Origin of the sequence: Methanosarcina sediminis (assembly GCF_052056915.1) — an archaeon.
Classification (GTDB): domain Archaea; phylum Halobacteriota; class Methanosarcinia; order Methanosarcinales; family Methanosarcinaceae; genus MTP4.
Map to the genome: position 1 here is coordinate 579,896 of NZ_CP195119.1, position 24,306 is coordinate 604,201.

19 protein-coding genes and 1 pseudogene are annotated in these 24,306 nt (G+C 45.8%); 12 read left to right on the forward strand and 8 right to left on the reverse strand.

What is annotated here, in order from left to right:
• Positions 1-136: 136 nt before the first annotated feature.
• Complete coding sequence (locus ACSAZK_RS02450; RefSeq protein ID WP_440955845.1) at positions 137-313, forward strand: hypothetical protein; 177 nt, start codon at positions 137-139, stop codon at positions 311-313.
• Positions 314-321: 8 nt separating this feature from the next.
• Positions 322-642: a YbjQ family protein gene (locus ACSAZK_RS02455; protein ID WP_440955846.1), complete on the forward strand. Its 321-nt coding sequence runs from the start codon at positions 322-324 to the stop codon at positions 640-642.
• A gap of 560 nt (positions 643-1,202) precedes the next feature.
• Here the strand turns inward: ACSAZK_RS02455 and ACSAZK_RS02460 are convergent.
• Complete coding sequence (locus ACSAZK_RS02460) at positions 1,203-2,723, reverse strand: glutamine synthetase family protein (protein ID WP_440955847.1); 1,521 nt, start codon at positions 2,721-2,723, stop codon at positions 1,203-1,205.
• 616 nt (positions 2,724-3,339) lie between these two features.
• Here ACSAZK_RS02460 and ACSAZK_RS02465 point away from each other — a divergent pair.
• Entirely contained in the window at positions 3,340-4,524 is a 1,185-nt protein-coding gene (locus ACSAZK_RS02465) for an FprA family A-type flavoprotein (RefSeq protein ID WP_440955848.1), read from the forward strand.
• Between the two features lie 447 nt (positions 4,525-4,971).
• Here the strand turns inward: ACSAZK_RS02465 and ACSAZK_RS02470 are convergent, their stop codons facing one another.
• Together ACSAZK_RS02470 and ACSAZK_RS02475 are read right to left on the reverse strand one after the other, a co-directional pair.
• Positions 4,972-5,832, reverse strand: a complete 861-nt coding sequence (locus ACSAZK_RS02470; RefSeq protein ID WP_440955849.1) for a hypothetical protein — start codon at positions 5,830-5,832, stop codon at positions 4,972-4,974.
• 101 nt (positions 5,833-5,933) lie between these two features.
• Entirely contained in the window at positions 5,934-6,254 is a 321-nt protein-coding gene (locus ACSAZK_RS02475) for a transcriptional regulator (RefSeq protein WP_440955850.1), read from the reverse strand.
• Between the two features lie 253 nt (positions 6,255-6,507).
• Between ACSAZK_RS02475 and nifS the strand changes: the two genes are divergently transcribed.
• The 8 genes from nifS (at position 6,508) to ACSAZK_RS02515 (ending at position 15,822) form a co-directional block, all read left to right on the forward strand.
• Entirely contained in the window at positions 6,508-7,665 is a 1,158-nt protein-coding gene (nifS, locus tag ACSAZK_RS02480; protein ID WP_440957084.1) for a cysteine desulfurase NifS, read from the forward strand.
• A gap of 92 nt (positions 7,666-7,757) precedes the next feature.
• Entirely contained in the window at positions 7,758-8,147 is a 390-nt protein-coding gene (gene nifU, locus ACSAZK_RS02485; protein WP_440955851.1) for a Fe-S cluster assembly scaffold protein NifU, read from the forward strand.
• 21 nt (positions 8,148-8,168) lie between these two features.
• Positions 8,169-8,417, forward strand: coding sequence for a hypothetical protein (locus ACSAZK_RS02490; protein ID WP_440955852.1), 249 nt, complete (start codon positions 8,169-8,171; stop codon positions 8,415-8,417).
• A gap of 86 nt (positions 8,418-8,503) precedes the next feature.
• Positions 8,504-9,412, forward strand: coding sequence for a quinolinate synthase NadA (gene nadA, locus ACSAZK_RS02495; protein ID WP_440955853.1), 909 nt, complete (start codon positions 8,504-8,506; stop codon positions 9,410-9,412).
• A 663-nt stretch (positions 9,413-10,075) separates the two neighbouring features.
• Positions 10,076-11,461 carry an O-phospho-L-seryl-tRNA:Cys-tRNA synthase gene (gene pscS, locus ACSAZK_RS02500; protein WP_440955854.1) on the forward strand — a complete coding sequence of 462 codons (1,386 nt, stop codon included), beginning with the start codon at positions 10,076-10,078 and terminating at the stop codon, positions 11,459-11,461.
• A gap of 149 nt (positions 11,462-11,610) precedes the next feature.
• A complete protein-coding gene (locus ACSAZK_RS02505) occupies positions 11,611-12,147 on the forward strand; it encodes a threonyl-tRNA synthetase editing domain-containing protein (RefSeq protein WP_440955855.1) in 537 nt (178 codons plus the stop codon).
• A gap of 321 nt (positions 12,148-12,468) precedes the next feature.
• A complete protein-coding gene (locus ACSAZK_RS02510; RefSeq protein ID WP_440955856.1) occupies positions 12,469-13,764 on the forward strand; it encodes an APC family permease in 1,296 nt (431 codons plus the stop codon).
• A gap of 990 nt (positions 13,765-14,754) precedes the next feature.
• Positions 14,755-15,822 carry a type III PLP-dependent enzyme gene (locus ACSAZK_RS02515; RefSeq protein WP_440955857.1) on the forward strand — a complete coding sequence of 356 codons (1,068 nt, stop codon included), beginning with the start codon at positions 14,755-14,757 and terminating at the stop codon, positions 15,820-15,822.
• 773 nt (positions 15,823-16,595) lie between these two features.
• Here the strand turns inward: ACSAZK_RS02515 and ACSAZK_RS02520 are convergent.
• The 5 genes and pseudogenes from ACSAZK_RS02520 to ACSAZK_RS02540 form a co-directional block, all read right to left on the reverse strand.
• Positions 16,596-17,456 (reverse strand): hypothetical protein, encoded by an 861-nt coding sequence (locus ACSAZK_RS02520; RefSeq protein ID WP_440955858.1) that lies wholly within the window; start codon positions 17,454-17,456, stop codon positions 16,596-16,598.
• 409 nt (positions 17,457-17,865) lie between these two features.
• Positions 17,866-18,531, reverse strand: coding sequence for a flavodoxin family protein (locus ACSAZK_RS02525; RefSeq protein WP_440955859.1), 666 nt, complete (start codon positions 18,529-18,531; stop codon positions 17,866-17,868).
• A gap of 428 nt (positions 18,532-18,959) precedes the next feature.
• Positions 18,960-19,282 (reverse strand): annotated as a pseudogene (locus ACSAZK_RS02530) (IS1634 family transposase); the annotation flags it as partial.
• A gap of 118 nt (positions 19,283-19,400) precedes the next feature.
• Positions 19,401-22,088 carry a hypothetical protein gene (locus ACSAZK_RS02535; protein ID WP_440955860.1) on the reverse strand — a complete coding sequence of 896 codons (2,688 nt, stop codon included), beginning with the start codon at positions 22,086-22,088 and terminating at the stop codon, positions 19,401-19,403.
• Positions 22,089-22,307: 219 nt separating this feature from the next.
• On the reverse strand, positions 22,308-22,976 hold the full coding sequence (locus tag ACSAZK_RS02540) for a hypothetical protein (RefSeq protein WP_440955861.1): 669 nt from the start codon (positions 22,974-22,976) through the stop codon (positions 22,308-22,310).
• 388 nt (positions 22,977-23,364) lie between these two features.
• Here ACSAZK_RS02540 and ACSAZK_RS02545 point away from each other — a divergent pair, with 388 nt between their 5' ends.
• Positions 23,365-23,706, forward strand: a complete 342-nt coding sequence (locus tag ACSAZK_RS02545; RefSeq protein WP_440955862.1) for a hypothetical protein — start codon at positions 23,365-23,367, stop codon at positions 23,704-23,706.
• Positions 23,707-24,306: the final 600 nt, after the last annotated feature.

The following is a 24,306-nucleotide window of genomic DNA, read 5'->3' on the forward strand; positions in this document are numbered from 1 at the left end:
GAAAGTGATATAGTATATCCTGTACTTATATAATATCTTAAGCAACCTGGCTTCTGTGATGATTTCCAATTTCGTTTGAAGAGGTGTTCTTCTGAATGGAAACTCGGCGGTAAAAAATCTTGGAATAGGGTTGACAGTGACAGGTTTTGTCCTGCTGCTGGGCTATGCCCTTTATAACTTTTTTACCATAGAATCCAGCCTGATTTTTAAAATTTCTATCGGGGCAATTGTAGCAGGTATAGGGCTGGCTTTATTAGCCCTGGTTATGGAAAAAATGACTGTTGAGGATAAGGAAATTGAAAGAAAATACTAGGTGAAAACATGATTATCGCAACCACAGATACAATAGCAGGAAAGGAGATCGTACATACCCTTGGAATGGCCCGCGGCAGTACCATTCAGGCCAAGCATATTGGCAAGGATATCATGTCAGGCCTGCGCACCGTCGTAGGAGGCGAACTGACAGAATACTCACAGATGCTCGAGGAGGCAAGGGAAAAGTCAATCAACCGTATGGTGGCGGATGCCGAAAAGATGGGAGCTGATGCCGTTGTGAACGTCAGGTTCATGACCTCCATGGTAATGGCAGGGGCAGCCGAGATCCTTGCATACGGAACAGCTGTTAAGATAGTGAATAAGTGATAAGGATATTCATTCTTCCTGAGGTAATAACTAAGTATATCCTCAATAAATGTTCAAGGGATAGAAACCCCGTTTTTCCGAAAGGAAAAAGAGTGATTTATGTAGCATGGGTAAGGACTGCTTTTAAATATTAATCTACTTTTTGCTACTATGTGCAGTCTTGTACTGTAACTTATACTTTTTAATTATTTTTCATTCAGTTTCTATTTTTAATTCTGGAAAAGCCAGACTGCGTCCGGGACAAGAACTACCCGGGAAGGCTATTCCGGTTAAATCGGCTCAGTTAGGAAATTTTGCAGTTCAAAGGCCTGCTTTTTTCTGAGTAAACTATTCTATCGGACCCTTTTTGACCCTGTTCAGGATATCGGTACCCTCAGCTCAGGGAAGTGAAAAGTTAGAAAAGGAGGAAAATGAAGGTGCAGCAACGGTTTGCAGGGTAATTTCAGGATGGTTAGGGCCCCTGCCCTTGCAAAACAGGGGCCCTTTTACTTTTTCCGGCAGGAAAAAGAAAAAAATATTCGTTTTTTAAGGTTCGTTTTTAGTCGTTTTGACTATCGTGATCAGGCGCAGTGGATGTGTGCATCCACAAGGGCCTTGATTTCGTCATTCTTACCGTAGAGCTTCTCGCTGAGCTGGTAGTCGTCAAAGGCCTTGAGGTCGGCTGCGACACCTTCGAGCATACCCTCGGTGAAGACATCGTACTGCATGAAGACATCTTTCTGTGCTATCAGGGTTTCAGCGGATTCCCAGCAGGAGGCAGGGAGGTGGTCGAGCTTGTCAAGAGTATCCTTGTGCTCTTCTTCGAAGATGTTCTTGTTGCTGATGTAGAGCTCTTCGGCATTTTTGAGGCCGTTTTCCATCTCGAGACCGTGCCGGGCACCGACACAGAGAGCTGCGAGGAGACCGTAAACGTCAGCGGAACCGTCGGCTGCGCGGAATTCGTAGGTCTGCTTGCCGGAGTAGTCCTTGAGGTCTTCTGCGTAGTTCGAGTTTGCCTTTGTGATCATCTTGCTGGCATCGCCTGCCCAGCCGAGGGGCACACGGATAAGAGCGGATCTGTTCCTGTCTCCCCAGCAGATGTTGGTTGGAGCTTCCTGGTGTGGGACAAGCCTGAGGTAGGAAGTAGGCACCTTATTTCCGAAAGCTGTGACTCCACCGGCAACGTCGAGGATACCTGCAATAACCTTCTTTGCAGCATCGGTCAGTTCTCCGTTTTCGATCATTACGGGCTTGCCGTCTTTTGTGAGCTTCATGTGGATGTGGAGCCCGGTTCCTGCCTTTCCAACGGTGATCTTCGGGGCGTAGGTGATCTTTACACCGTACTGCTGGCCGATCATCCTGAGGATCCACTTTGCGATAATGAGGCGGTCAGCGGAGTCTTCGATGTCAGTTGTCTCGAACTCGATTTCGTTCTGCTCGTAGTAGAACTCGTCATCGGTGAAGTTCCCGACTTCGGAGTGCCCGTACTTGATAAGTCCGCCTGCTTCGGCAATGGCCATTAAGGCATCCTTCCTGAGCTGTCCGAACTTGGTGAAAGGACCGTCTTCGTGGTATCCTCTCTGGTCTACTGCAGGAAAGTCCATGTCAACTGCTTCCTTGTCACAGATGACGTAGTACTCGAGCTCGCCCATTGCCTGGAGGTCGTAGCCGGTCTTTTCGTTAAGGACCTGGCGGGCCTTCTTCAGAACATTTGCGGGGTCGCTTGCGAGGGGATTTCCGTCTTTGTCGAAGTAGGAGCAGAGGATGTCAAGGGTCGGGATTTCTTCGAACGGGTTCACAAAAGCTGTGCGGTACTTGGGGACGACGTAGAGGTCGCTTGAACCGGCTTCGATGTAGGAAAAGAGGCTGGACCCGTCCACCCTTTCTCCGGTGGAAAGGAGGTTGTCAAGGTGCTCTTCGCTGGTGATAACGAAGTTGAGGGCCTTAAGCCTTCCGTCTCCGCCAACATAGCGGAAGTTGAGCATCTTGATGCCGTTTTCTTTGATGAACTTGATGATATCGTCCTTGGTGAATTCTGTTACTGGTTTCTTGAGGTACTGTACCAGTCTGTTCGGGTTGAGTTCTACAGATGATGTTTTCATTATTATCCCTTCTTTTTTGATTAGAATATAAGCAGTATTCAAAGCCTCATTTCAATACTGAATATTCTTCAGGCCGATGGTTCCCACATCGATCAGTTATTTGTGATTCTTGCCTGTAGGAAGTAGTTAACTGCTTGGTGACTATATATACTTTTCATTTTTTACTTTTTAGCAATGATTATCTATAATTATAAGGAAAACAGAAGATGCTTATCTAATATATAAAGATTTAGCAAATAATATATGAAAAAATATTTAGTTGGGGCATGGAATTGGGGAAATGTATTTATGCCAGACCCCTGGAACTAAAAATTTTTATGTATGGAGATTAATTCTCTCGAAGCTTTCCGAATTAGGAATTATATAGGATGCAGTAGTAAATTCTTAGAAGGACATTGCTTGCAGTCCGGCCGAATAACAATTGAAATGACAATTGTATAGTTTGGATGGAATCAGCTCATGTGAAGACATTTCACGTGAAGACATTTCATGTGACACCGGTTAAGGTGAAAACATGGAAAAGCACCGGCTTCCTGCTACATTTCCTTGAATGGCAACCTGAATGCCTCACTGCTTTTTGGCCGGAGTACTGTTCCGGAAAATGGGGGAATAAGATATGGAAAGTTATTACGTACCTGAAATTGCTGATAATGTATTCTGGGTAGGGGCAAAAGACTGGAACCGCCGTCTCTTTGATGCCCTGATCCCTCTTCCGGAGGGCACCAGCTACAATTCGTATCTGGTGAAGGGCACGGAGAAAACCGTTCTTATCGATACCGTGAACCCGGGGTTTGAGAAGGAATTCGTGGAAAAAATCAATAAAGTAACCGAGCTCGAAAAGCTCGACTACCTTATAATGAACCATGCCGAGCCTGACCACTCCAATGCGATCCGTTTCATCATGGAAAGAGCCCCGAAAGCCGTGCTTGTCACCACGAAAAAGGGAATAGGGATGGCCAGGAATTACCATGAGATCCCGGATGAGCGGGTAAAAATCGTTGGGGACGGAGACCTGCTCGAGCTAGGGGGAAAGACCCTCAGGTTTATTGAAGCCCCCTGGCTTCACTGGCCTGAGACCATGTTCACCTATCTTGAAGAAAATAAAATCCTATTCTCCTGCGACTTTTTCGGGGCTCACACCGCCCAGGGCGTTTATGACGAGGACATCGAAGACCTGATACCCATGGCCAAGCGCTATTTCGGAGAGATCATGATGCCTTTCAGTAAGATGGGGGCAAAGGCGCTTGAGAAAATAAAGGACCTTGAAATCCGGGTCATTGCCCCCAGCCACGGGCCAATGTACAAAAACCCTGAAAGGATCCTGGGACCTTACCGGAAATGGACAGCGGGAGAAAGCGAAAAGAAAGCCCTCGTCGTCTACGCCAGCATGTGGGGCTCCACGGAAAAACTGGTTCGGGAAATGGCCGAAACCCTGCTCTCAAAAGGCATTGACGTCCGCCTGTACAACCTTGCAGGCTCAGACCTTGGGGACCTTGCCCGGGAACTCGTGGACAGCCGGGCCGTGGTGCTAGGGAGCCCGACAGTCCTTGGCGGGATGCACCCGCTTGCCCTGCAGGGGGCTTATCTGGTAAAAGCTTTCAAACCACCCATCAAGTATGGGGTTCTTCTCGGCTCCTACGGCTGGGGTGGAGGTGCCCTGAAACAGGCAGCTGAAATGCTGGCCCCGACAAAAATCGAAGTTGTGGGAACGCTCCAGGTGAAAGGGGCTCCGAAAGAAGAGGACCTTAAGGAAGTACAAAGAATAGCCCTGGAACTTGCGGAAAAGATGGAAGAACAATAAGCTGGAAAAAATAGTTGCTCCTCCACTCTTAGGTTGATATTGTTTTTGTTAGTCTGGGAACTGGTTAGTCCGGGAAACCTTTAATTTGCTCTATCTCACCTGACCCGGTAAACCTTTTTTTCCCGCGAAGAGATTTGAAAGCCTCCGCCAGCTTGCCTGGCGGCCCTCTCAAAGAAGTAACAAAAGTAAAAAAGAAATAAAAATTAATGTTCTTTTAGCTGTGTTTAAAATTCTCGGTTTTGTATTTTCTTCTTATTTGGGACATATTTCAGGACTTTTTCCGGTTGTACGTGGTATTGGTCCAGAATTTAGAGCCATCCATTGCTTTTATTCGACTTAACAACATCAACTGAATAGTGCAGGACTGTCTGAATTATTGGTTTATCAGGATATATACAGTCGGTTCCGGCTTCCGATCGGGATAAATCTGAATTTCCCGGGCTTCTATTATATATGATCCCGGATCAGCTTCAAAAAGGCATACAGGGGAATTCCGGCCACAGCACTCCATAAAGGCAGCAAGTACTCTACCCCTTCCACTCCCTCAAGGGCTGCAAGCGCAAAGGCGCCCACTAATGCCGTGGTCTGCGCAGCCCGAACTCTTCCGGGGTCAAGGGGAAGCCCGTTCCGATCGCCTTTTGACTTTATTTTGCGGGAAGCAAGGATGTGCGCCGCAAAGAGGATTGCCGAAATAAGTATGACCAAAAGTAAACCCTGTTCCTGCAAAACTGAGATTTCGCTTAATCCGCTTTCCCATGCCCCGGTTTTCAGCTCCCCGAAGAGTGCAAAAACTGAGATAAGAGCTGCAGCTACTGCGAATGAGAGCTGTTGCTTCTCAGGTTCCGAAAGCCTGCTGTCCAGGAAGAAAGTTGCAGCTGCCACTGCTCCGAAAATCCAGTTTTCCTGAAGGGTAAGCCAGCTTGAAAGCAGCAGTATCGCCAGGGAGTCGAAGCTTTTTGCGGGAAGGCCGGTACTCCGGTTCAAAATCCTGGTTAAAAGGAGAAAGAAAGCTGAGGCAAGCAGTTCGGGTCCGGGAAAATACAGGAATCCGACGCATGCAAAAAAGGCTGCAGCAAAAGCCGAGAGCTCATTGTCAGGGTCAAGTTCCCGGGCAAGCGCCCAGGCAAGAAAAACCGAGACCCCTGACCGGATGCCTGATATTAGCGCCTGTGCAGGTGGGTTTCCCGAAAGAAGCTGAAAGCCGGCACCTGCGAAGATGGCGAAGAGAGTAAGGATAGAAATTGCCCTGTTTGTGGGGTAGTTCTGATCGATTGGGCGGGTAATGGAACTGAACCTGGAAATATCCATCTACTTTAATTACTGGTTGTAAACGTTTAACTGTTCCGTAAGGCTATGTTCAGCTCCGGAATGGAAAATAAGCTTCCTGTTTTTGGGTGTGTTTGCGCATATCAGCACGACGAACTGCAGTCGCTGTCTTTTTCCAGATTTCTTGCGCTCATGCAGATTTCACAGGTCCTTGCTGTGAGGTCTTCCACCCTGTCCCCAATCAGGTCCAGGGCAAGCTTTTCGATCAGTTCTTTTGTCTCGCCCTTAAATTCGATTCTATACCCTCTTTTTCCCGAAATATACTGGGAAACTGCCGAGGGCGCAATCCCCAGGATTTTTGCGGCCTTTGCCTGGGATACTCCCCTGTTTACGAGTTCTATTGCAACACTGGCTCTTATTGCAGGGATGAGGTCCCATACGATTTTCTGACATGGAGTTTCCATTATTTCTCACGGTTTCGACTTAACTATTGTGAACTATTATCTCTTTCTGCATATATAATTTGTCAGGAAAAGGGGGAAGGGCATGAAAAAAATCGTCCTTCTCCATTTGCACTGCTATTTTTCGGCTATTTCTTCTAAGTTGCCTGGCAAAGAAGCTGCGGACTTAACCCCAAAATTTATATATTCACAATTGTTATGTTTTAATCACAATTGTGAAGGTGATACTTTGACTGTCGATAACAGGTATATCTACATGGATAACTCGGCCACGACTGCCTTAAAAAAAGAAGTTGTTACCGAGATGCTTCCTTATCTGACGGAAAACTTCGGTAACCCCTCTTCAATCTATGAGCTCGGGAAAATCTCAAAACGGGCGGTTGAAAAGGCAAGAGAGCAGGTTGCGGGAGCAATCGCTGCGAATGCCGGGGAGATCTTTTTCACGTCCGGGGGCACCGAGGCTGACAACTGGGCAATAAAGGGTGTCGCCTTTGCAAACAGGCAGAAAGGAAAACACATAATCACCTCTTCCATCGAACACCATGCTGTCCTCCACGCCTGTAAATGGCTGGAAGGGGAGGGCTTTGAAGTGAGCTACCTGCCTGTGGACGAGTACGGCCTGGTTTCCCTCGATGCCCTGGAAAAAGCGATCAGGAAAGATACCATCCTGATTTCGGTCATGCTTGCAAACAACGAGATCGGGACAATCCAGCCGGTAGAAGAAGTCGGAAGGCTTGCGGCGGAGAAGGGCATATATTTCCATACCGATGCTGTCCAGGCAATCGGGCACGTCCCCATAGATGTCAGGAAAATGAACGTTGACCTCCTCTCCCTTTCCGGGCACAAGTTCGGGGGGCCCAAAGGCTGCGGAGCCCTCTATGTCCGGAAGGGCACGAAAATAGGAAACCTCCTCCACGGGGGCGCCCAGGAGAATAAGCGCCGGGCAGGAACCGAAAACGTCCCCGGGATCGTGGGGCTCGGGAAGGCTATCGAAATTGCAGGACAGGATTTCGAGGCCAGGAACGGGGCTCTTTTGAAACTTCGAGACCGCCTTATCGAAGGGCTCCTGAAAATCCCAAAAACCCACCTGAACGGGCACCCGGAAAAAAGGCTTCCGAATAATGTGAACGTCGTATTCGAATACATTGAAGGGGAGTCTCTCCTGCTCCTCCTGAACGCCCGGGGGATTTTTGCGTCCACGGGCAGTGCCTGCAACTCCTCTTCCCTTGAGCCATCCCATGTGCTCACAGCCTGCGGGGTGCCGCACGAGATCGTCCACGGTTCGCTCCGCCTGAGCCTAGGGGAAGCAAATACCGAAGAAGAAGTGGACAGGGTGCTGGAACTTTTACCGAAGGCTGTGCAGCAGCTCCGGGACATGTCTCCCCTGACCCCGGAAGAATACCGGACCTGTTGAGGGCTTATCAAAGTGCGGAGGAATTCCAGATCTGCTGAGGATCTATCAAAGTGATATGATTGAGAACGAAAATCTATGGAAGCTGAGGATTTATGGATTACAGTGCAAAGGTAATGGACCATTTTATGAACCCCCGGAACATGGGCAGTATAGAAAATTCTGACGGGATTGGAGAAGTCGGGAACGCAAAATGTGGGGACATAATGAAGATCTTCCTCAAAATCGAGGATGGGGTGATTGTGGACGCAAAGTTCCGGACTTTCGGCTGCGGAGCGGCTGTCGCTTCAAGCAGCATGGCAACGGAACTTATCAGAGGGAAAAACATCGAAGAAGCCTGGGCTCTTTCGAACCGGGCGGTTGCAGAAGCTCTTGACGGACTTCCCCCTATCAAAATGCACTGTTCCATGCTCGCGGAAGAGGCAATCCATGAGGCTATAAATGATTACCGGAGGAAGCAGGGGCTTGAACCCTGGGACGAATGAGCCTTCTCCGTTACTTTTGAAGTGAGAATTATCAGTAAGGGTAAGTTATCACTAAGAAAACTGTCAATTGGTGAGCTGTCAGTTTACGAGTCATTAGTTGATGAGTTGTCGGTTAATGAGTTCTCAGTTGATGAGTTATCGGTTGATGAGTTATCGGTTGATGAGTTATCGGTTGATGAGTTATCGGTTGATGAGTTATCAGTTGATGAGTTATCGGTTGATGAGTTATCAGTTGATGAGTTATCGGTTGATGAGTTATCAGTTGACTAGCTATCAGTTGACTAGCTATCAGTTTTAGGTCTGTCATTTGGCGAGCTATAAGCTGGCGAGTTCTCGCGTGAAAAAAGGTAAAAATTATGGAAAACGATTCGATAATAGCGGAAATAAGCAGACTCAAAAAAGAAAGAAATGCAATTATCCTCTCACATTACTACACCCGAAGAGAGGTGCAGGAAGTTGCGGATTTTGTGGGAGATTCCTTTTCCCTTTGCAGGAAAGCTGTTGATTCGGAAGCCGATGTTATCGTATTTGCAGGGGTCCATTTTATGGCAGAGTCCGCTTCAATTCTCTGTCCCGACAAGCTGGTCCTTTTACCTGTGCCGGATGCGGGCTGTCCCATGGCGGATATGGTCGATGCCCCTTCCCTGAGGGCTGAAAAGGCAAAACATCCTGAGGCTGCGGTGGTTTGCTATGTAAACAGTTCCGCGGCCGTAAAGGCGGAATCCGATATTTGCTGTACGTCTTCAAACGCGGTAAACGTGGTAAATTCCCTTGAAAACCGGGAAATCCTTTTTGTGCCCGATAAGAACCTGGGAGCTTACGTGGCCCTTCATACCGACAAAAAGGTGTGGCTCTGGGAAGGTTTTTGCCATGTCCACCATAATATAGGGGCATCCGAAGTCGAAGAATTGCAAAAGGCGCATCCGGGCGCAAAGTTCCTCGCCCACCCCGAATGCAGGTCCGAAGTTCTGGACCTTGCAGACCACATTTGCAGCACCTCGGGCATAATCCGGGAGGTCGAAAGTTCGGGAGCCGGGGAGTTCATCATCGGGACTGAAAGGGAGCTGTATAAGAAATTAAAAGCCGAGTTCCCTGAAAAACAGTTCTACCATGCCTCAAGGTCCGCTGTTTGCTATAACATGAAGAAGCTCACACTTGAAGCTATTTTGAACAGCCTTGAGCACATGGAGTATGAGGTTTCCGTTCCGGAACACATAAGGGTGAAAGCAAAAAGAGCTCTTGACAGGATGCTTGAGGTCCCCTGAGCTATTGTGGACAGGAGAGCGGGAGAAACTTCCGTCCTTTTAAGCCCGTCCCCGGGAACCATTCTAAATCCGGATGATATAAAGTACCTCTGCCAGCTTGCCTGGCGGCTCTCTCAAAAAATAGTGGTGCTAAAAAAAGTAAAAAAGAAATAATAATTAATGTTCTTTTAGTTACCTTTAAAATTCCCGGTTTTGCCTTTTCTTCTTTTTTATCCTTTTAAACTTTTGTTTTGTAAAGGCCGGTCTCCTTCGTCGCCCGTGGACAAGAACGACGTGATGCGACCATTTATGGTTGTATGGGGACATATTTCAGGACTTTATCCGGTTGTACGGGGTTGGGATTTAAGATTTCGAGCCGGTCCTCTCAAAAAAATTATCATGTATTGTTGAATAACCGGAATTTTGAGGCTCTCTCCCTGAACCCTCTATTTTTATCGGTCCTGCCGTGGTTCTGCCGTATTTCCTCTTCTGGCGTAAACTATTTATGTAATCATCACAATTGTGATGATTGTTCACAATTGTGAATATGATGCTTGAAAAATCACGGAAAAAAATCCTTGAGTATGCCAGAATGGCAGAGTGGTTATGCATCCGGCTGCAGACCGGAGTATGTGAGTTCGATTCTCACTTCTGGCTTTTAACCGTTGGAGGTAGAGTAGAAAAATGGTCAACCAGGACCCCAGAATACAAAGAACCTTCGAGGCCTTATTTGCCCTGGAGGACATAAGAGAGATTTTCAGGGGTGCTTTGCCTTCGGGGCTTAATCAGTCCGAAGATCAGGCATTCCAGAAAAAGCTGGCAGAGTTGAAGGAGGTAATCGGGGGGCTTGAAACCGGAACACCCGTTTCCGGTCCCCTGAGCCTTCCCGGGAACCTCCCTGTAAGGGACAGGGAAGAGGCCTGTATCAATGTCCAGCCTATCCAGGCCGCCGGCCGGCTTACGGTCGAGGCCAGAAAAGCTCTTATTGCTTACGGGGACGGCTACTCTACCTGTGACTCCTGTAAGAAACCTTTCAGGCTGGATAAGATAAAGGAACAGGGAATTTCGGATTTCCACGGGGAACTCGCAGAGTTCCTGAACATGGACCAGGCCCGTGTGATCCCGGGAGCCAGAAGAGGGTTCCAGGCGGTCATTTCGTCCCTGCTTGAAAAGGGCGATATCGCTGTTGTCTCGTCACTTGCCCATTACACGGAATTCCTTTCCGTGGAACATGCAGGCGGGATCGTAAAAGAGGTTCCCCTGAACGAAAAGAACATTATCACGGCGGATGCAACCGCGGAAAAGATCGAGGCCGTGATCCGGGAAACCGGTAAGATTCCGAAAATCACCATAATAGACCACTTTGATTACCAGTTTGCAAATGAGCACGAGGTAAAGGAAATCGCCAGGGTATCCCACGACTATGATATCCCCCTGCTCTACAACGGGGCCTATACCGTTGGAGTGATGCCTGTTGACGGCAAAGCTCTGGGAGCCGATTTCGTGGTGGGTTCCGGGCATAAGAGCATGGCAGCGGTTGCCCCTTCGGGTGTGCTTGCAACCACGGAAGAATGGGCTCCCCTGGTCTTTCGGACAACTCAAATGAAAGGGGACCTCACAGGCCGCCGTTTCGGCATAAAGGAAGTAGAGATGCTCGGATGTACCCTTATGGGCGGAACGCTGTTTTCAATGATGGCGTCTTTCCCGGCTGTCCGGGAACGGGTAAAGCACTGGGATGAAGAGCTCCGCAAATCCAACTACCTGATAGACCGGATACTTTCGATTTCCGGCAGTCAGGTCCTCTCGGAATACCCACGGAAACATGCCCTTAGCAAGGTGGATACCACCGGCAGTTTCGATAAGGTTGCACAGGCCCATAAAAAGAAGGGTTTTTTCCTGAGCAGCGAACTTGCAAAACAGGGAATCAAAGGCATTTTCCCGGGGGCTACGAAAGCCTGGAAACTGAGCACTTACGGGCTTACCTGGGACCAGGTAAAATATTTCGGTGATTCCCTTGTCGGGATTGCTGAAAAATACGATCTGGAAATTCTGGATGAACACGCGGCCTGAATGCAGCCGCCCGGAAAAATCGGGGAATTCGTGCGGGAAATGCGGGGATAAGTTTCTCCCACCACCCCACCACCACCATCCCCAACTCTAATACACGTTTTCCCGTTTTTCCGGTTATTCCATATTTTTGAATCCGGGTGAAAAAATATATGAAAATTATTGCCATTCATGTGGATTATGCTAGATACAGGGTTAAGAAAAAGACCCCAATCGCCGAACCTATAGATAGGGTCGAAGACTCCATGGAAGAAGGTGTTTTGCTCATGTGTTGCGTGGAGAAAGCCGATGAGGATGACCCGGGTTACGTCATCGGAAATGCAAGTGAAGGAGTCCTCAAGCGCCTTAATATGCTGAAAGCAAAAAAGGTTATGATCTATCCTTATGCCCACCTCTCAAATGATTTGAGCAGCCCTGAAATCGCAGTCGAAGTGCTCAAGGGGCTTGAAAAATCCCTCAAAGCCATGGATATCGAGGTCAAGAGGGCAGCTTTCGGGTGGTACAAAGAACTTGAGAGCAGGAGCAAGGGACACCCCCTCTCGGATCTCTCAATGAGCATCTGCGCCTGCCAGGAGGGGAACTGTCCGCTATCTCCCTGTCAAAGCCCTATTGAAAGCAAAGCTTCCCCATCTCCCTGTCAAAAGCCTATTGAACACAAAGACTCCTTTTCTCCACCACAGGCAAGTTAAAAAATCCCTATTTCAGCCTTTTTTAATTCAGGCTCTTTTTTATCCAGACTTTTTTCACTCAGGCACTTTTTATCCAGTCTTTTTTTCATCCAGTCTTTTTTCGCTCAGGCATTTTTCCGGATCTCAGGGACACTTTGTTGCTTGCTTTTGTTTATGATTTTGTCTCCTCAGTTCTCCAGTTTTCGCTTTATATCTCCTGTTTTTTCAGAAACAGTGTTTCCTCTGGTATATAATTGCTTGAATTTCAAATGTAGTTTCCATAAAAAGTGATTTTTCTCACAGGTCCGGGACCGAAATTTCTGGGGATATGGGGGTCTGTTTGTGGAAGGGGAACCGGAATTAAAGCGTGAATTGAGCCTGGTAGAGGTTACGCTCACCGGGGTGGGCAGCATCCTTGGAGCCGGGATTTACGTGCTCGTGGGAAAGGCCTCCGGGCTTGCAGGCAACCTGGTATGGCTTTCTTTTTTGTTTGCAGGGACTGCAGCGTCCCTTTCTGCCCTGAGTTATATGGAACTTACTTCGATGTACCCCAGGGCGGGGGCAGAATATGAATTTGTCAGGAGGGCTTTCGGGGAAAAGATAGGGCTTCTTGTGGGCCTGCTGATCATTTACGTGGTGGTTATCACGGCTTCTGCGGTTGCCCTGGGTTTTGGGGGTTACTACAGTTCCCTTTTCGGGACAGAAAACCTGGTGGGGGCGGTCGGGGTGCTGGTGGTCCTTGGGTTTGTTATGTTTTACGGGATCAAGGAATCGGCCCGGCTTGCAATCCTCATCACGCTGATCGAGTTTTCGGGGCTGCTGATAATAATCTATGTGGGGATTCCTTTCCTGGGATCGGTGGATTATTTTGAGATGACAAGTTTTGCCGGAGTATTTGAAGCCTCAGCCCTCATCTTTTTTGCTTTCCTGGGCTTTGAAGACATTGTAAGGCTTGCCCAGGAGACAAAGGACGCTGAAAAGACAACCCCGAAAGCCCTGGTTCTTGCAATCTTTATCACTGTCATCCTTTATGTCTGCGTGGCAGTGGCTGCGGTAAGCGTACTTGACTACGGGACTCTCGGGGTTTCAAGGGCGCCTCTAGCCGAAATTGCCGCCGTAGTCCTGGGGGGTGAAGCCTTTGTCCTCCTTTCCTGGATTGCCCTTTTTTCCACGGTAAATACCGTGCTGGTCGTGATGCTGGGGGGTTCGAGAATCGTCTACGGCATGGCAGCTTCCGGTTCCTTACCCGGCATCCTTTCCCGGGTCCACCCTTCCCGCGGAACTCCCTGGATTTCTATCTTCGGCGTCGTGGGGTTTTCAATCCTATTCGTGTTCCTGAGAGACATTGCAACCGTTGCAAACATTTCGAACTTCATGATCTTCATCGTATTCATCATGGTCAACCTCTCCCTTATCAAGCTCCGTTACACCGAACCCGAGAAAAGGCGGCCTTTCAGGATCCCTCTCAGTATAGGGAAGTTTCCGATTCCTCCTGCCCTCGGAGCCCTCTCGGCCCTCTTCCTTTTTACCCAGCTAAGTGCCATGGTTATGGCCTACGGTTTTGCTCTTGTGGGCATCGGTGTTGTACTGGTGTTCCTGAAAACCAGAAAGGAAAATAGGACCTTAAAGCAGGAGTAATTCATGTGTATGGGGTTTAACTCGAAGAAAATTTGACGGTGTTGAAAATTATTCCACCTTTATAATATTCAATGGAATAATATATTTCAATACTCGTATTGAATTTGATGCGATTATGATATATATTCATAGTTACTTATAAAAAATCACAGATTGAGAGTTAAAGGGTTTCCTCTCAATCTCCTGGGTTGGATCATTGGTAGGAGCCGGAAAGTGGGAACATCGGGCTCCTATCCACCACTTTTCTAACAATTTTGTCTTTGACGGCCTGTTTTGTGTAATGTTTTCATTTAAAATAAAGCTTGTGAGTGATCCTCAAAAAATTTGTATTTTTCAAGGGTTTTCTTTCGCACTTGTTTTTGGCCATACAGCAAATTCTATTTGCTAAAATACCGCACAACAATTCTATTTGCTAAAATACCGTGATCTATTCCGGCTATGCTGAGTTCCTGGACCCGGGGTATACTACGTAGCAGCTTTTCTTCCGAAAACATCAGCTGTTTTAAATATTAATTAATTTGAAATGTCAGGGGAGCTCATTTGCTACCCCGAGCCAATAAGGGGAATTAAACATGTTTTTTACAATTAGAGTAATTTTAAGAAATATATAAGGATTTAAAATGTCATATAGACAATATAATCATATTTAAAGCAATTATAACACACTTATTTCAAAATATAATGAATTATAATGGATATATATTGAATTAAAGGTTTTAAAATCGTAATAAATCATTATAATTAATTTTATATACCTCAAATGCTAATTAAATTGATTTATACCCATATAATTTCAAATAAGTGGTTATAAATCGATTAAAATCGATTTAAAGCGCTAATATACTAAAAATTACAAATCAGTTTAAAGGTGGCAAAGGAGCAGATATGAGAAAAGAGCCTTATGAGTTTCCGCTGGATGAATTTATTTCGGGGGAAGAATTCAAAAAGATCAAAAAATTTTCACGGGATAAAGAAACTCCGTTCCTTATCGTGGATCTGCAGAAGATAGAGCGGATGTACGATGAAATAATAGAGCATATGCCTTTCGTAAAAATTCATTATGCTGTAAAGGCAAACCCCCTGGATGAGGTAGTCCTTTCCCTGAAAAACAAAGGGTCCAACTTTGATGTGGCAACGGTCTACGAACTTGACCAGCTGCTGAGTCTCGGAGTGGAACCGGAGAAGATAAGCTACGGGAACACGATTAAAAAGGAAAAGGATATCGCCTATGCCTTTGAAAAAGGGGTCAGACTTTTTGCTACGGATTCGGAAAGCGACATGAAGAAGCTTTCAAAATATGCCCCGGGGTCCAGGGTCTTTTTCCGGATCCTCACGGAAAGCGACGGAGCGGACTGGCCTCTTTCCCGGAAATTCGGGGCACACCCTGACCTGATTTACAAAATGATTCTGAAGGCTGAAAAACTGGGGCTTGAACCTTGCGGGCTTTCCTTCCACGTGGGTTCCCAGCAAAGGGATATAGGGCAGTGGGACAGTGCAATTGCCAAGTGCAAATACCTTTTCGAGGCCGCAGCCTCAAAGGGCATCAAACTTAAGATGATTAACCTGGGCGGAGGTTTCCCGGCAAAATATCTCTCCCCGACCAATGACCTTGAGACCTATGCCAGGGAAATCCACCGTTTCTTATCCGAGGACTTCGGGGAGGAGCTGCCTGAGATCCTTATCGAGCCGGGCCGCTCCCTGACTGCCGATGCCGGTATTATCGTAAGTGAAGTCGTAATGGTCTCCAAAAAAGCCAGGTTCAACCAGTACAGATGGGTCTTCCTTGACGTCGGGAAGTTCGGGGGCTTAATCGAAACCCTTGACGAGTGCATCAAATACCCCATCTACTGTGAAAAGAAGGGCTGTGCCGAAGAGGTAATCCTGGCAGGTCCCACCTGCGATAGTATGGACATACTCTATGAAGACCACAAATATTCCTTCCCCCATACCCTGAAAGAGGGCAACAGAGTCTATATCTTCACCACCGGCGCCTATACCCAGAGCTACAGTTCCGTAAGTTTCAACGGGTTCCCACCTCTCAAGGCGTATGTAATTTGAAGGGAGACAAGCTTCCCTTTTTATTTTTCATTCCTGCCCAGTTTCTATTTCATCCCCGTTTCCCATTCCTGTTTCAGGTTTTATTTCATCCTGTTTCAGGTTTTATTTCATCCTGTTTCAGGTTCTGCTTCATTCCGGAGATCTCCGGCTGAAATTTCAATGGCGTTGAAAAATACAAGGCTGGGGAAAAAATAAAGCCGACTTAACATTTTTTAGCATCGCTAAAATAGTAATAAGAATTAAATATTTCAGTAGCGCCAAATAATTTTGATCGATTATGATATATATGGACAAGTCCTTATAAAAAAGCTGTAGATTGAGAGTTTAAGGGTTTCCTCTCAATCTCGTGGGGTTGGATCATTGATAGGGGGACGCCGGACGGGAACCGGCCCCTATCAATCACTTCTAGCTATTGATCACTTGATATTGATCATTTTAGCTGTTGATCGCTTATAGCTATCAAACACTTGTGAAAACTCAAAAACTTAGTGAATACTTTTTGCGTCGAACTTCTGTTTTTTGTAATGTCCTGTTTCTTAATAAAGCTTATGAGCGGATTTTAAAAATTAAAAAAAGTTCACAGTGTAGCGGTTTAACGGGTTTTGTTCACATTTTTCTCTATTTTGCATGCGGGTTCTTTGAAAATAGGGTGAAAGGCATAGCCTTTTCAAAAAAGATTGGTTTGGGGCCAAAGTTTTTTAATTCCCCTCAAGTCTCCGGGTGATTTTGGGGGCTATTTGCGGCCGATCCCGGAATAAAACGGAAGAATCGGTTCACTTGCCCTTTTTCGTCTCTTTTTTCGTCTTTGAGATCCCTGCAAGGAAGAGCAGTCCCGTGAGAACTCCTGCCATCAGATAGGAGATATTCGAAAAGCCCTCGCTTTTCCCGGTCTCCCGGGTCTTTTCTTCTGCAGGCACATTTCCTTCCCAGAACTCATCCTGGACGGAAGCCCCTGACACACTTATTGCCCCGTCCTTTTCTGCTGCCGTATTTTCCCCCGGATGGATGGTAAGGCTTCCCTGCCTGGGAGGGTTGGGGCCTTCACTAATCCCCTGCCCTGCGGGACTCAGGGTTACCTTCTTTGCCGAACTGCCGACCTTCACTTCATAGTCCCCTGCAGGCAAGGATTCGGTGTAATATGTATAGCTGAATATCCCGTCGGACCCTGTAGTCACCCTTTGCAAGGCGCTGATCTTCAGCTTCACGGTTGTAGCTTCCCTTTCCGCATACCCTCCTACATTAAACTGGTAATTCCCCGGAGGGATCCCTGTATGGGACACGGTGGCTGTCCCGTCCCTTGCTATGGAACTGTTCGTCTTCCAGAAAAGCATTTTCCAGCCCACGTTCAGGTCCTCTACCCCTTCTGCCCTGACAGTGACCTGGTTGTTGAAATCCAGGATTTCAATCCCATCAAGTTCGTAACTGTACTCTCTAAGGTAGACCGGAACTGTTTTTTCAAAAGAAACCAGAATCCCGACTTCCTCTCCGGGCTCAGCGTTCCCCCTAATCTTCAGGCCATCTCCTACAGCCGGATTTTCAGGGATTACTTCCCAGCCGCCGACTTCCCCCGCAGCAGGCTGGATAATAAGTCCCAAAAATATGAGAAGTAAAACTAAAAGTATACTACGTGACACATTTCCCCCACTCTTAAATGTCTATGACCCTAACTTTTTTGACGTTGATTTCTTTGACGCTACGGTAACCTCTAGTGTTTCTTTGCGCCTCAAATTCACGTTTTTGCATCTCCTCATTTTTCAGATCGTTTTTTTCAGTTCAAACTCTCCCGGAAATATTTTGGGCTTCAAAGTACTTATACTTTTTATTTTTTTGAATCTATCTATTTTCCATTTTTCACTTAGTTGACAAGCAAACTCCGGATAAAAAGCACTTTATCAGAACAAAACGGTGTGAGATTAAAAGAAATCATGAAATAAAAAGAAACAGAAGTTGAAGGGCAGACCCTCCAACTTTTCCTGTCCTTCGACCAACATTTGGCTTCTACTACTTTGGCTTCAAATTTTGCTTCAAATTTGGCTTGTCAAGTTAGATCCAGCCTTTTTCCGTCCAGTAGTCGCAGTTGTGCGTCCATTGTTCTTTATTGGCAAGGATGACATACTTGAACTGTCCTCTCCAGGCTTCGTGTGCAGCTTCCTGTTCAGGGTATGGTCTCTTCTCCTTTATCGCTCCAACAAGGTCTTTGCCCATTTCATGCGATTTGTCAATTGCTGCTTCCATTGCCGAGGGGCCCTCCGCCATTGAGCAGCCCACTCCTCCGGTGAAATTGCCTCCGCAGTGCATCATATAATTATTCATGATGTCAAGGACAAAATCGATCTCCCCGCTCCCTGCAGTTGTCAGGGAAAAACCGTACTTTCCGTCAAAGAGCTGCTCGTGGACTACGAGAGGACATCTGTCGAAAAGGGTCTTGAGCTGGGCTGTCACATTTGTTATGTAATTGGGGCTGCTCAGGATTATTCCGTCCGCGTCCAGAAGTTTTTCAATTACGATCTGGTAGTCGTCTTTTATTGAACATACGCCGGTTTCATGGCAGGAGTTGCATGCAGTGCAGTATTTGATTTTTAACTTTGCAACGTCGATGGTTTCGACTTCGGCTCCTGCCTCTGAAGCTCCGGCAAGGGCTGCGTCCAGCAATTTTAAAGTGCTGCTGTTTTTGCCTCTCGGGCTTGATGATATTCCGATTATTTTCATGTTTTCTCCTCTATGCATTTTTTCCTTTCTATTTTGGCATGAAAGTACCCATGTACTTTCATTTCTTTGTGCCTGTTATTCAACGAATTTCATATGCGTTTTTCTCTCTGAATTTTTACAAAATAACAGTACTGGATTCAATTAAAACTTTATTGTACTTACTTATTGGAAAAATTACAAAATATGAAACTGAACTTCTCCATTGCGGTTTTGGATCCCCGCACCTGCCCATAAAATCATAGAGGTTGCAAAAAGTGATTCAGGGTTAAGATTGAAGCTTATTAAATCAGAAGACAGCCCACTTCTTAAAAAATTCCGGGTACAGATTGAGAAGTGCTCTCTGACTACAGGAGCCAAAAGAGAAACTGCAATGATGGCACTTTTGTGGACCTCTTTTTAATCTCCTTTAATTCATATCGCATTAACTATATGAACAATTGAACAATAAGTCTCAGGAGAATGGGTCCATAAATTCTATCGTCTGACTAAACTCTTATGGCTTAATCTGGATTTCGTTTTTCAACGAGTCGAATATTTTCTCAATAGAATCCTTTTCTCGATATATTTGCAATGCTTTCTCAAGTGTCAAACCCTTATTTGATTTTAGACAAAAAATTCTTCTTTTCTATTATTATCGATCTTTTTAGGAGTTCTATTGGTTACTTATCGCTAGGCTTTAGAACTTAGTCTTGAAAGAGTATTCAATCTCAGGTGATTCATTTTTCACTATGAATTTTTTTCTGTTTTTTATGGGAGTTACAGTCAGGTTTTCTTTCACAATTTGAAACCCTCCGGGATTTCCAGTTTCACCTGATCAGCTTTTTCGTCGGACATCCAGCGAAATTGAAAATCGCTCAACGTAGGTACGATTATTCGATCGGCTCGACATTCATTGAAATATCTCGTATACACCTATAGGTTATCGTTGCGTTGACAGTTCCTCCAAGACTAAAATCGCCTTGTATGTCTAAACCCATAACGTTAGTAATCCCCAGCACATTCCCAATACGACCCTGGGCTAATTGTTGTATAGCTGCTCCGATTTCAGTCGCTATTTGATTATGAATCGTTGCCTCTTGGGATAATCCAGCTTGTACGTCCTCTCTAATGTTGATTGTTTTTGTATAGATGGCATCATGAAGTTCCGCCAGAATCCCGATGTTTATTCCTCGTGTGCCTTCTGGAACCCGCACGGCAGGAGTGCGCCTGTCCGGCAAAATGAGGAATGATGGGACAAACTCTTCTACAGGTATGGAGATATCTGGTATTGCCTCCGGCAGCTCATACGTCAAGGTTCTACTTCTTATCGACGGATCAACGTGGTAAAAGATCTTACAGCGAAAATGATAAGTGCCAGAACAGAGTGGAATGAGCTGAGTAGAGGTCGTAGGGTCTCCGTAACGTACACGGTTCTCCCATCTAATCAGCTCTCCGACTGCTGGGTCAGTAGCTGAAAAGGAGTAGTCACCTGGAAAAACATTTCTATCTAAATCTTGGGTCAAGAGATAACTGGCGATTCTACATTCCGACTCTGATGGTGTCTCGCTTCTAGGTGCACTTCCAATTTCTTCAACCATCCTTCGTCTCGATTCCCGTATTTGTGCATTCCCTTCCTCGCGTGACATCGATCCATCAGCAACTGCATCCTCAACCACGTTGTCAACCACCCTCATCCAATCATTCATTGATTGGGGGCTTTCTCTTCTGGGCGTGGTTGTACTGGTTGTTCTTCTCTCCCTTCCTGATGCCTGCTCGCTACGCTCAAGTATTTTTTGGGCTCTTTGACGCGCCTGTACGAGACTCACAGCACCTTCCGCCAGTTCTTGTAGAAGGTCTGAGAGTTCACTAACAGCCGACATATCACGGAAAATATTGGGTGTACGGAGTACCTCTAGAGCAGCTACCAAGCCCGTAGGATCAGGGATGCTTGGCGGGTTGACGATATTGACGACAGGTGAGGGCATCGTCGTTGGTGTTCCTTCGGGTGGCTTCACAACTTCATGCTCCCCAGCTTCAACCGGCGCAATCTCCGGCGGTTTTGGGCAGGGAGATTCAGTCCAATCCCAATAGCGAGTTATATCGCGTTCTTCGCAAGCGTTGCAATGTGAGAGCTTTGCCTCTGCAAAAATACCTCGCGTTGGCAGTGAAATTATTTTCTCGGTATGTATTGATCGTCTTTCGATCTCTTGGTCGGATGCGAATTCATCAGCAAGAGACGTGACCATTAGTGGAAAAGCAACATAATCGCCACTAACCCCTACGATACGATTCTCTATTAGATCGATTAGACGGCCTTCAATCATATCTCCATTAAGATTTGGAAGTTCTAGCTCTAAACGATAGCGTTCAAAGGCTAGAGCACGTTCTTCAGGGTCTTGAGCAAGCCAAATTGCACGGCTGTAATATAATTTGTTGTAGTTTAAGTGCTGGAGTAGCCCCTCTTTACAGCAATACTCATCTCCAGTCAGTAAATCTGCTGGGGAAGATGGACCTAATTCAGTTGCAGGAAAATAAAATTCTCTATCATCACGAGTAAACGTTGTGTTCACATCTTCATCAATAATCATCCATGTTTGTTCTCCATGCGATGTGTATATCTGAAGGTGAGTTAAATCCCATGTATCAAAATCACTACTTAATACTCTAACTTTTATCTCAGCAATTCGTCCCCATCGAATTCTATCTGCAGGTCTTAATGTAAATATATCCTCTTGGTTCTGTGAAAAAGCAGGCTTAGCTTCTGGTATTGTTCCAGTATCTGGCATTGTCCCACCGCCTACTCGTACTTCATCACTAGCATATCCTCTTAATTCAGCCGAATCTACACGATAAAGGGATAGTGTAGCTAGATTCTCAGCTGTTCGAACCCAATAATAGTCACCTTCATGATGAAGCAAAACTTCTTGGCTTCTACCTTCCGTAACTAACCACACGGCTACTGGTATTTTTTCACCTAATCCAGATTCTCCAGTCGTAAAACGAGCTACAATCGTGTCAATCTCCCAATCTGAAGGGGGTATCGCGGGTGGGCGACGTGTAAAATTCGCTCGCTCACATAGAAACTTCTCTATTGCAGCAAAGCCGCACTCCAACGCTGGATCAAGAAGGCTCTCTCTTAGTATGCGACGGTAATAAAAGGCTGTGTCTTCCGTAAAGCGATTGAATAAGGAGCGAGAGAATTGGGAGTCATGAATGTCGTTAATGTACGAGTATTTCACGAAGATGACATCGCGTTTATCAACGAGGCGTACGGTCACAAGGTAATGCTGTAACACTTGGTAATAGAGTACAGTCAGCGCATGGCAGTGATTGTTATTCGTAACTGTGCGTGTTTGAATTACCTCTTTCTCAGCCTGTGATGCTTGAACCACCACTGTGCTATTTAGCCTCCTCATAACCGAAGTAGCTTGTGAGATACTGTCGGAAACTCTCTGTGTTGTATCTGCCGCCAGTTTGCGTTTTCCCTGTGTACCGGACAGCGCACCACCAATCGCACTAGTAATTCCGAAATCAATAAGTTTCCACGAACCTGCAGCCGCTCCAGCCGCTCCAGTCATGAAAGACCCTCCGAACTGTGTTTCGCGGAGGGATGCTCTTACAGCTTCCTCAATGTCACGCTCGCGACGTTGGATGTGGCTTAGTTGTTCGGCGACTGACGTATCTTCAGTACGAACAGTCTCGTCCTGACGTTGCCAGTCAACAATGGCGATATCGGTCGATTCACAGGGGGCTAGAGGCAGACTGTAGAGAATGCTCCCGAGTCCATGTCCCACTGGCTACCAAGCGATTTCGTACTCGAGCATAACGCCGAGCCGATAACAGTGCTTTTCTTTAAACTCGGTGCTGTGTTCGCATTCAGCTGGGTCTGCGAATTCTAGCGTCTCAGGGGCTCTATTATCTCTTATGAGTTCCACAAATCGGAAGGTGCGGTCTGCCTGGCGGCTGTGTAGTAATTCTTCACAACCACCTTCACCAAGCTTAAGCGGCTCGTTGGCAGTAAATGAGGATGGTGATAGATTCCAGTCAGTGGGATCAGGATCAGGAATTGAAGGTAGGGTAGGCCCTTTATAGTGAGTTGGGATTTTCTCCTCTGACAGCTGTATGGTTACAATTGCTGGTTCATTCTTGGCATCTATGACTGGGAATGCGTCAACTTGTAGCTCAAGATCATCATTTGGACGGAGCCATAAATGCTCAAGATGAGGATTATGGGCAAACTTTCCAACATTAAAAGATAAATAGCCGTAACGATCAGATTCGAGGAATGCGATTGGAGCTTCTTGGGTTTCATTCGTTTTGCTATTTACCAGTTCAGCCACTATTTTGACGGGCACACCGGGAGCCGGCTTAGCAGAACCTTTTGCAAGAACGAAAACGCGTATATGCTCCGTTCGATTAGAATACTCCTTTTCGAGAGTCAGGCTACTTCTTTCCGAATTGATCATTGTTCATCCCCCTTTTCATAAATCAGTAGCTTCCACATGAAAAGCGTCAATGTCTGAGAGTTCGTTGATCAAACTATTGCCCAGAACATCGCTCCCACTTGCAAGAGCCAGACCCGATGTTGCTGAAAGTAAAAGGATTGAAATAAGTACTGTCTTCAGATTTAATTTGTGGTTCAAACTATACCCCCGTTAGGTTCAAGAAAATTCATTCAGAGAATTATTTCAGATTCTAAAACCCCTTGTCTCAATAACTACAACGTCATTGAGTTATAAAAATATAATTATTAATATCAAAAAATTTAATTTTTAAGCCAAGTGTGTTGAAATTAATTAGTTGTTTATTTAAATTTATGAAGACTTAAATGTGCATAGACTATTGAAAAATAACTTGAACTACATAAAACCTGCTTTCGACAGGCATTTTGTATTTTCTGACTTGCCAGATAAAATATCGGCATTAATCGACTTACAAAGGCTGACCAGTGATCAAGAACTGTCTGTGAGAGTCTACGCAAATCACTCTCTTGGAAAAGTTTCTATATCTCAAGCATCTCCGGCAAAAAAAGATGAAGATTACAAAGGGGAATTGGAAAAAACAATTGAGTTTTTTGAAAAAGAAGAAAGGAGTCACCCATTGAACAGTTTAATCCAAATTCTCAATCGGAAAATTCATCGTCCAATTTTGGTGCAGAATAGTACCCTTCGGGGTGGAAGGCGGATAACTGGATAAATAAACTTCAATTATATCGTTAGTATTTTATATTATTACTCACATATAATAGAATGGTTCACCGGGGAGATAAGCTGCAAAATGGGGTGAATTCAGGAAGGTTTCAAACCCGATCCAGAAATCTACTTCATTGATGTCTTCATAGACATGCAGACTGTTAAATGGAGCAAATTCAGGACGGATTCAAACCCGATCCCGTATCAATACTTCATTGGCGTGCAGACTGTTAAATGGAGTAAGTTCAGGATGGTTGCAAACCTGATCCCGAAATCTACTTCATTGGTGCAAGCGAGCCCTTGTGAACCACCTTACCAGCTTGTTTTCTTAACGCTTAAGCCCATAGCTACTGTTTTCTCATCTTTTCTGCTTTTCCCATCTTTTCTGCTTTACCCATCTTTAGTTTCTGAGCTCAGCTTTTCGTTCCTGCTGTGAACGCAATTTTATTGCCTCCAGAATTTCGTGCCCTGAGAACAAGAAAGTATTAGTGTCGTCATTTCAAAAGAAGAGTATCAATAAATGAAAGAAGGGCTCTGTAGAAATTTTGTATACAGCTTTAAATGGCCTGGTTTTTGTTACCGGGTTTACTAATGATTCCAATTA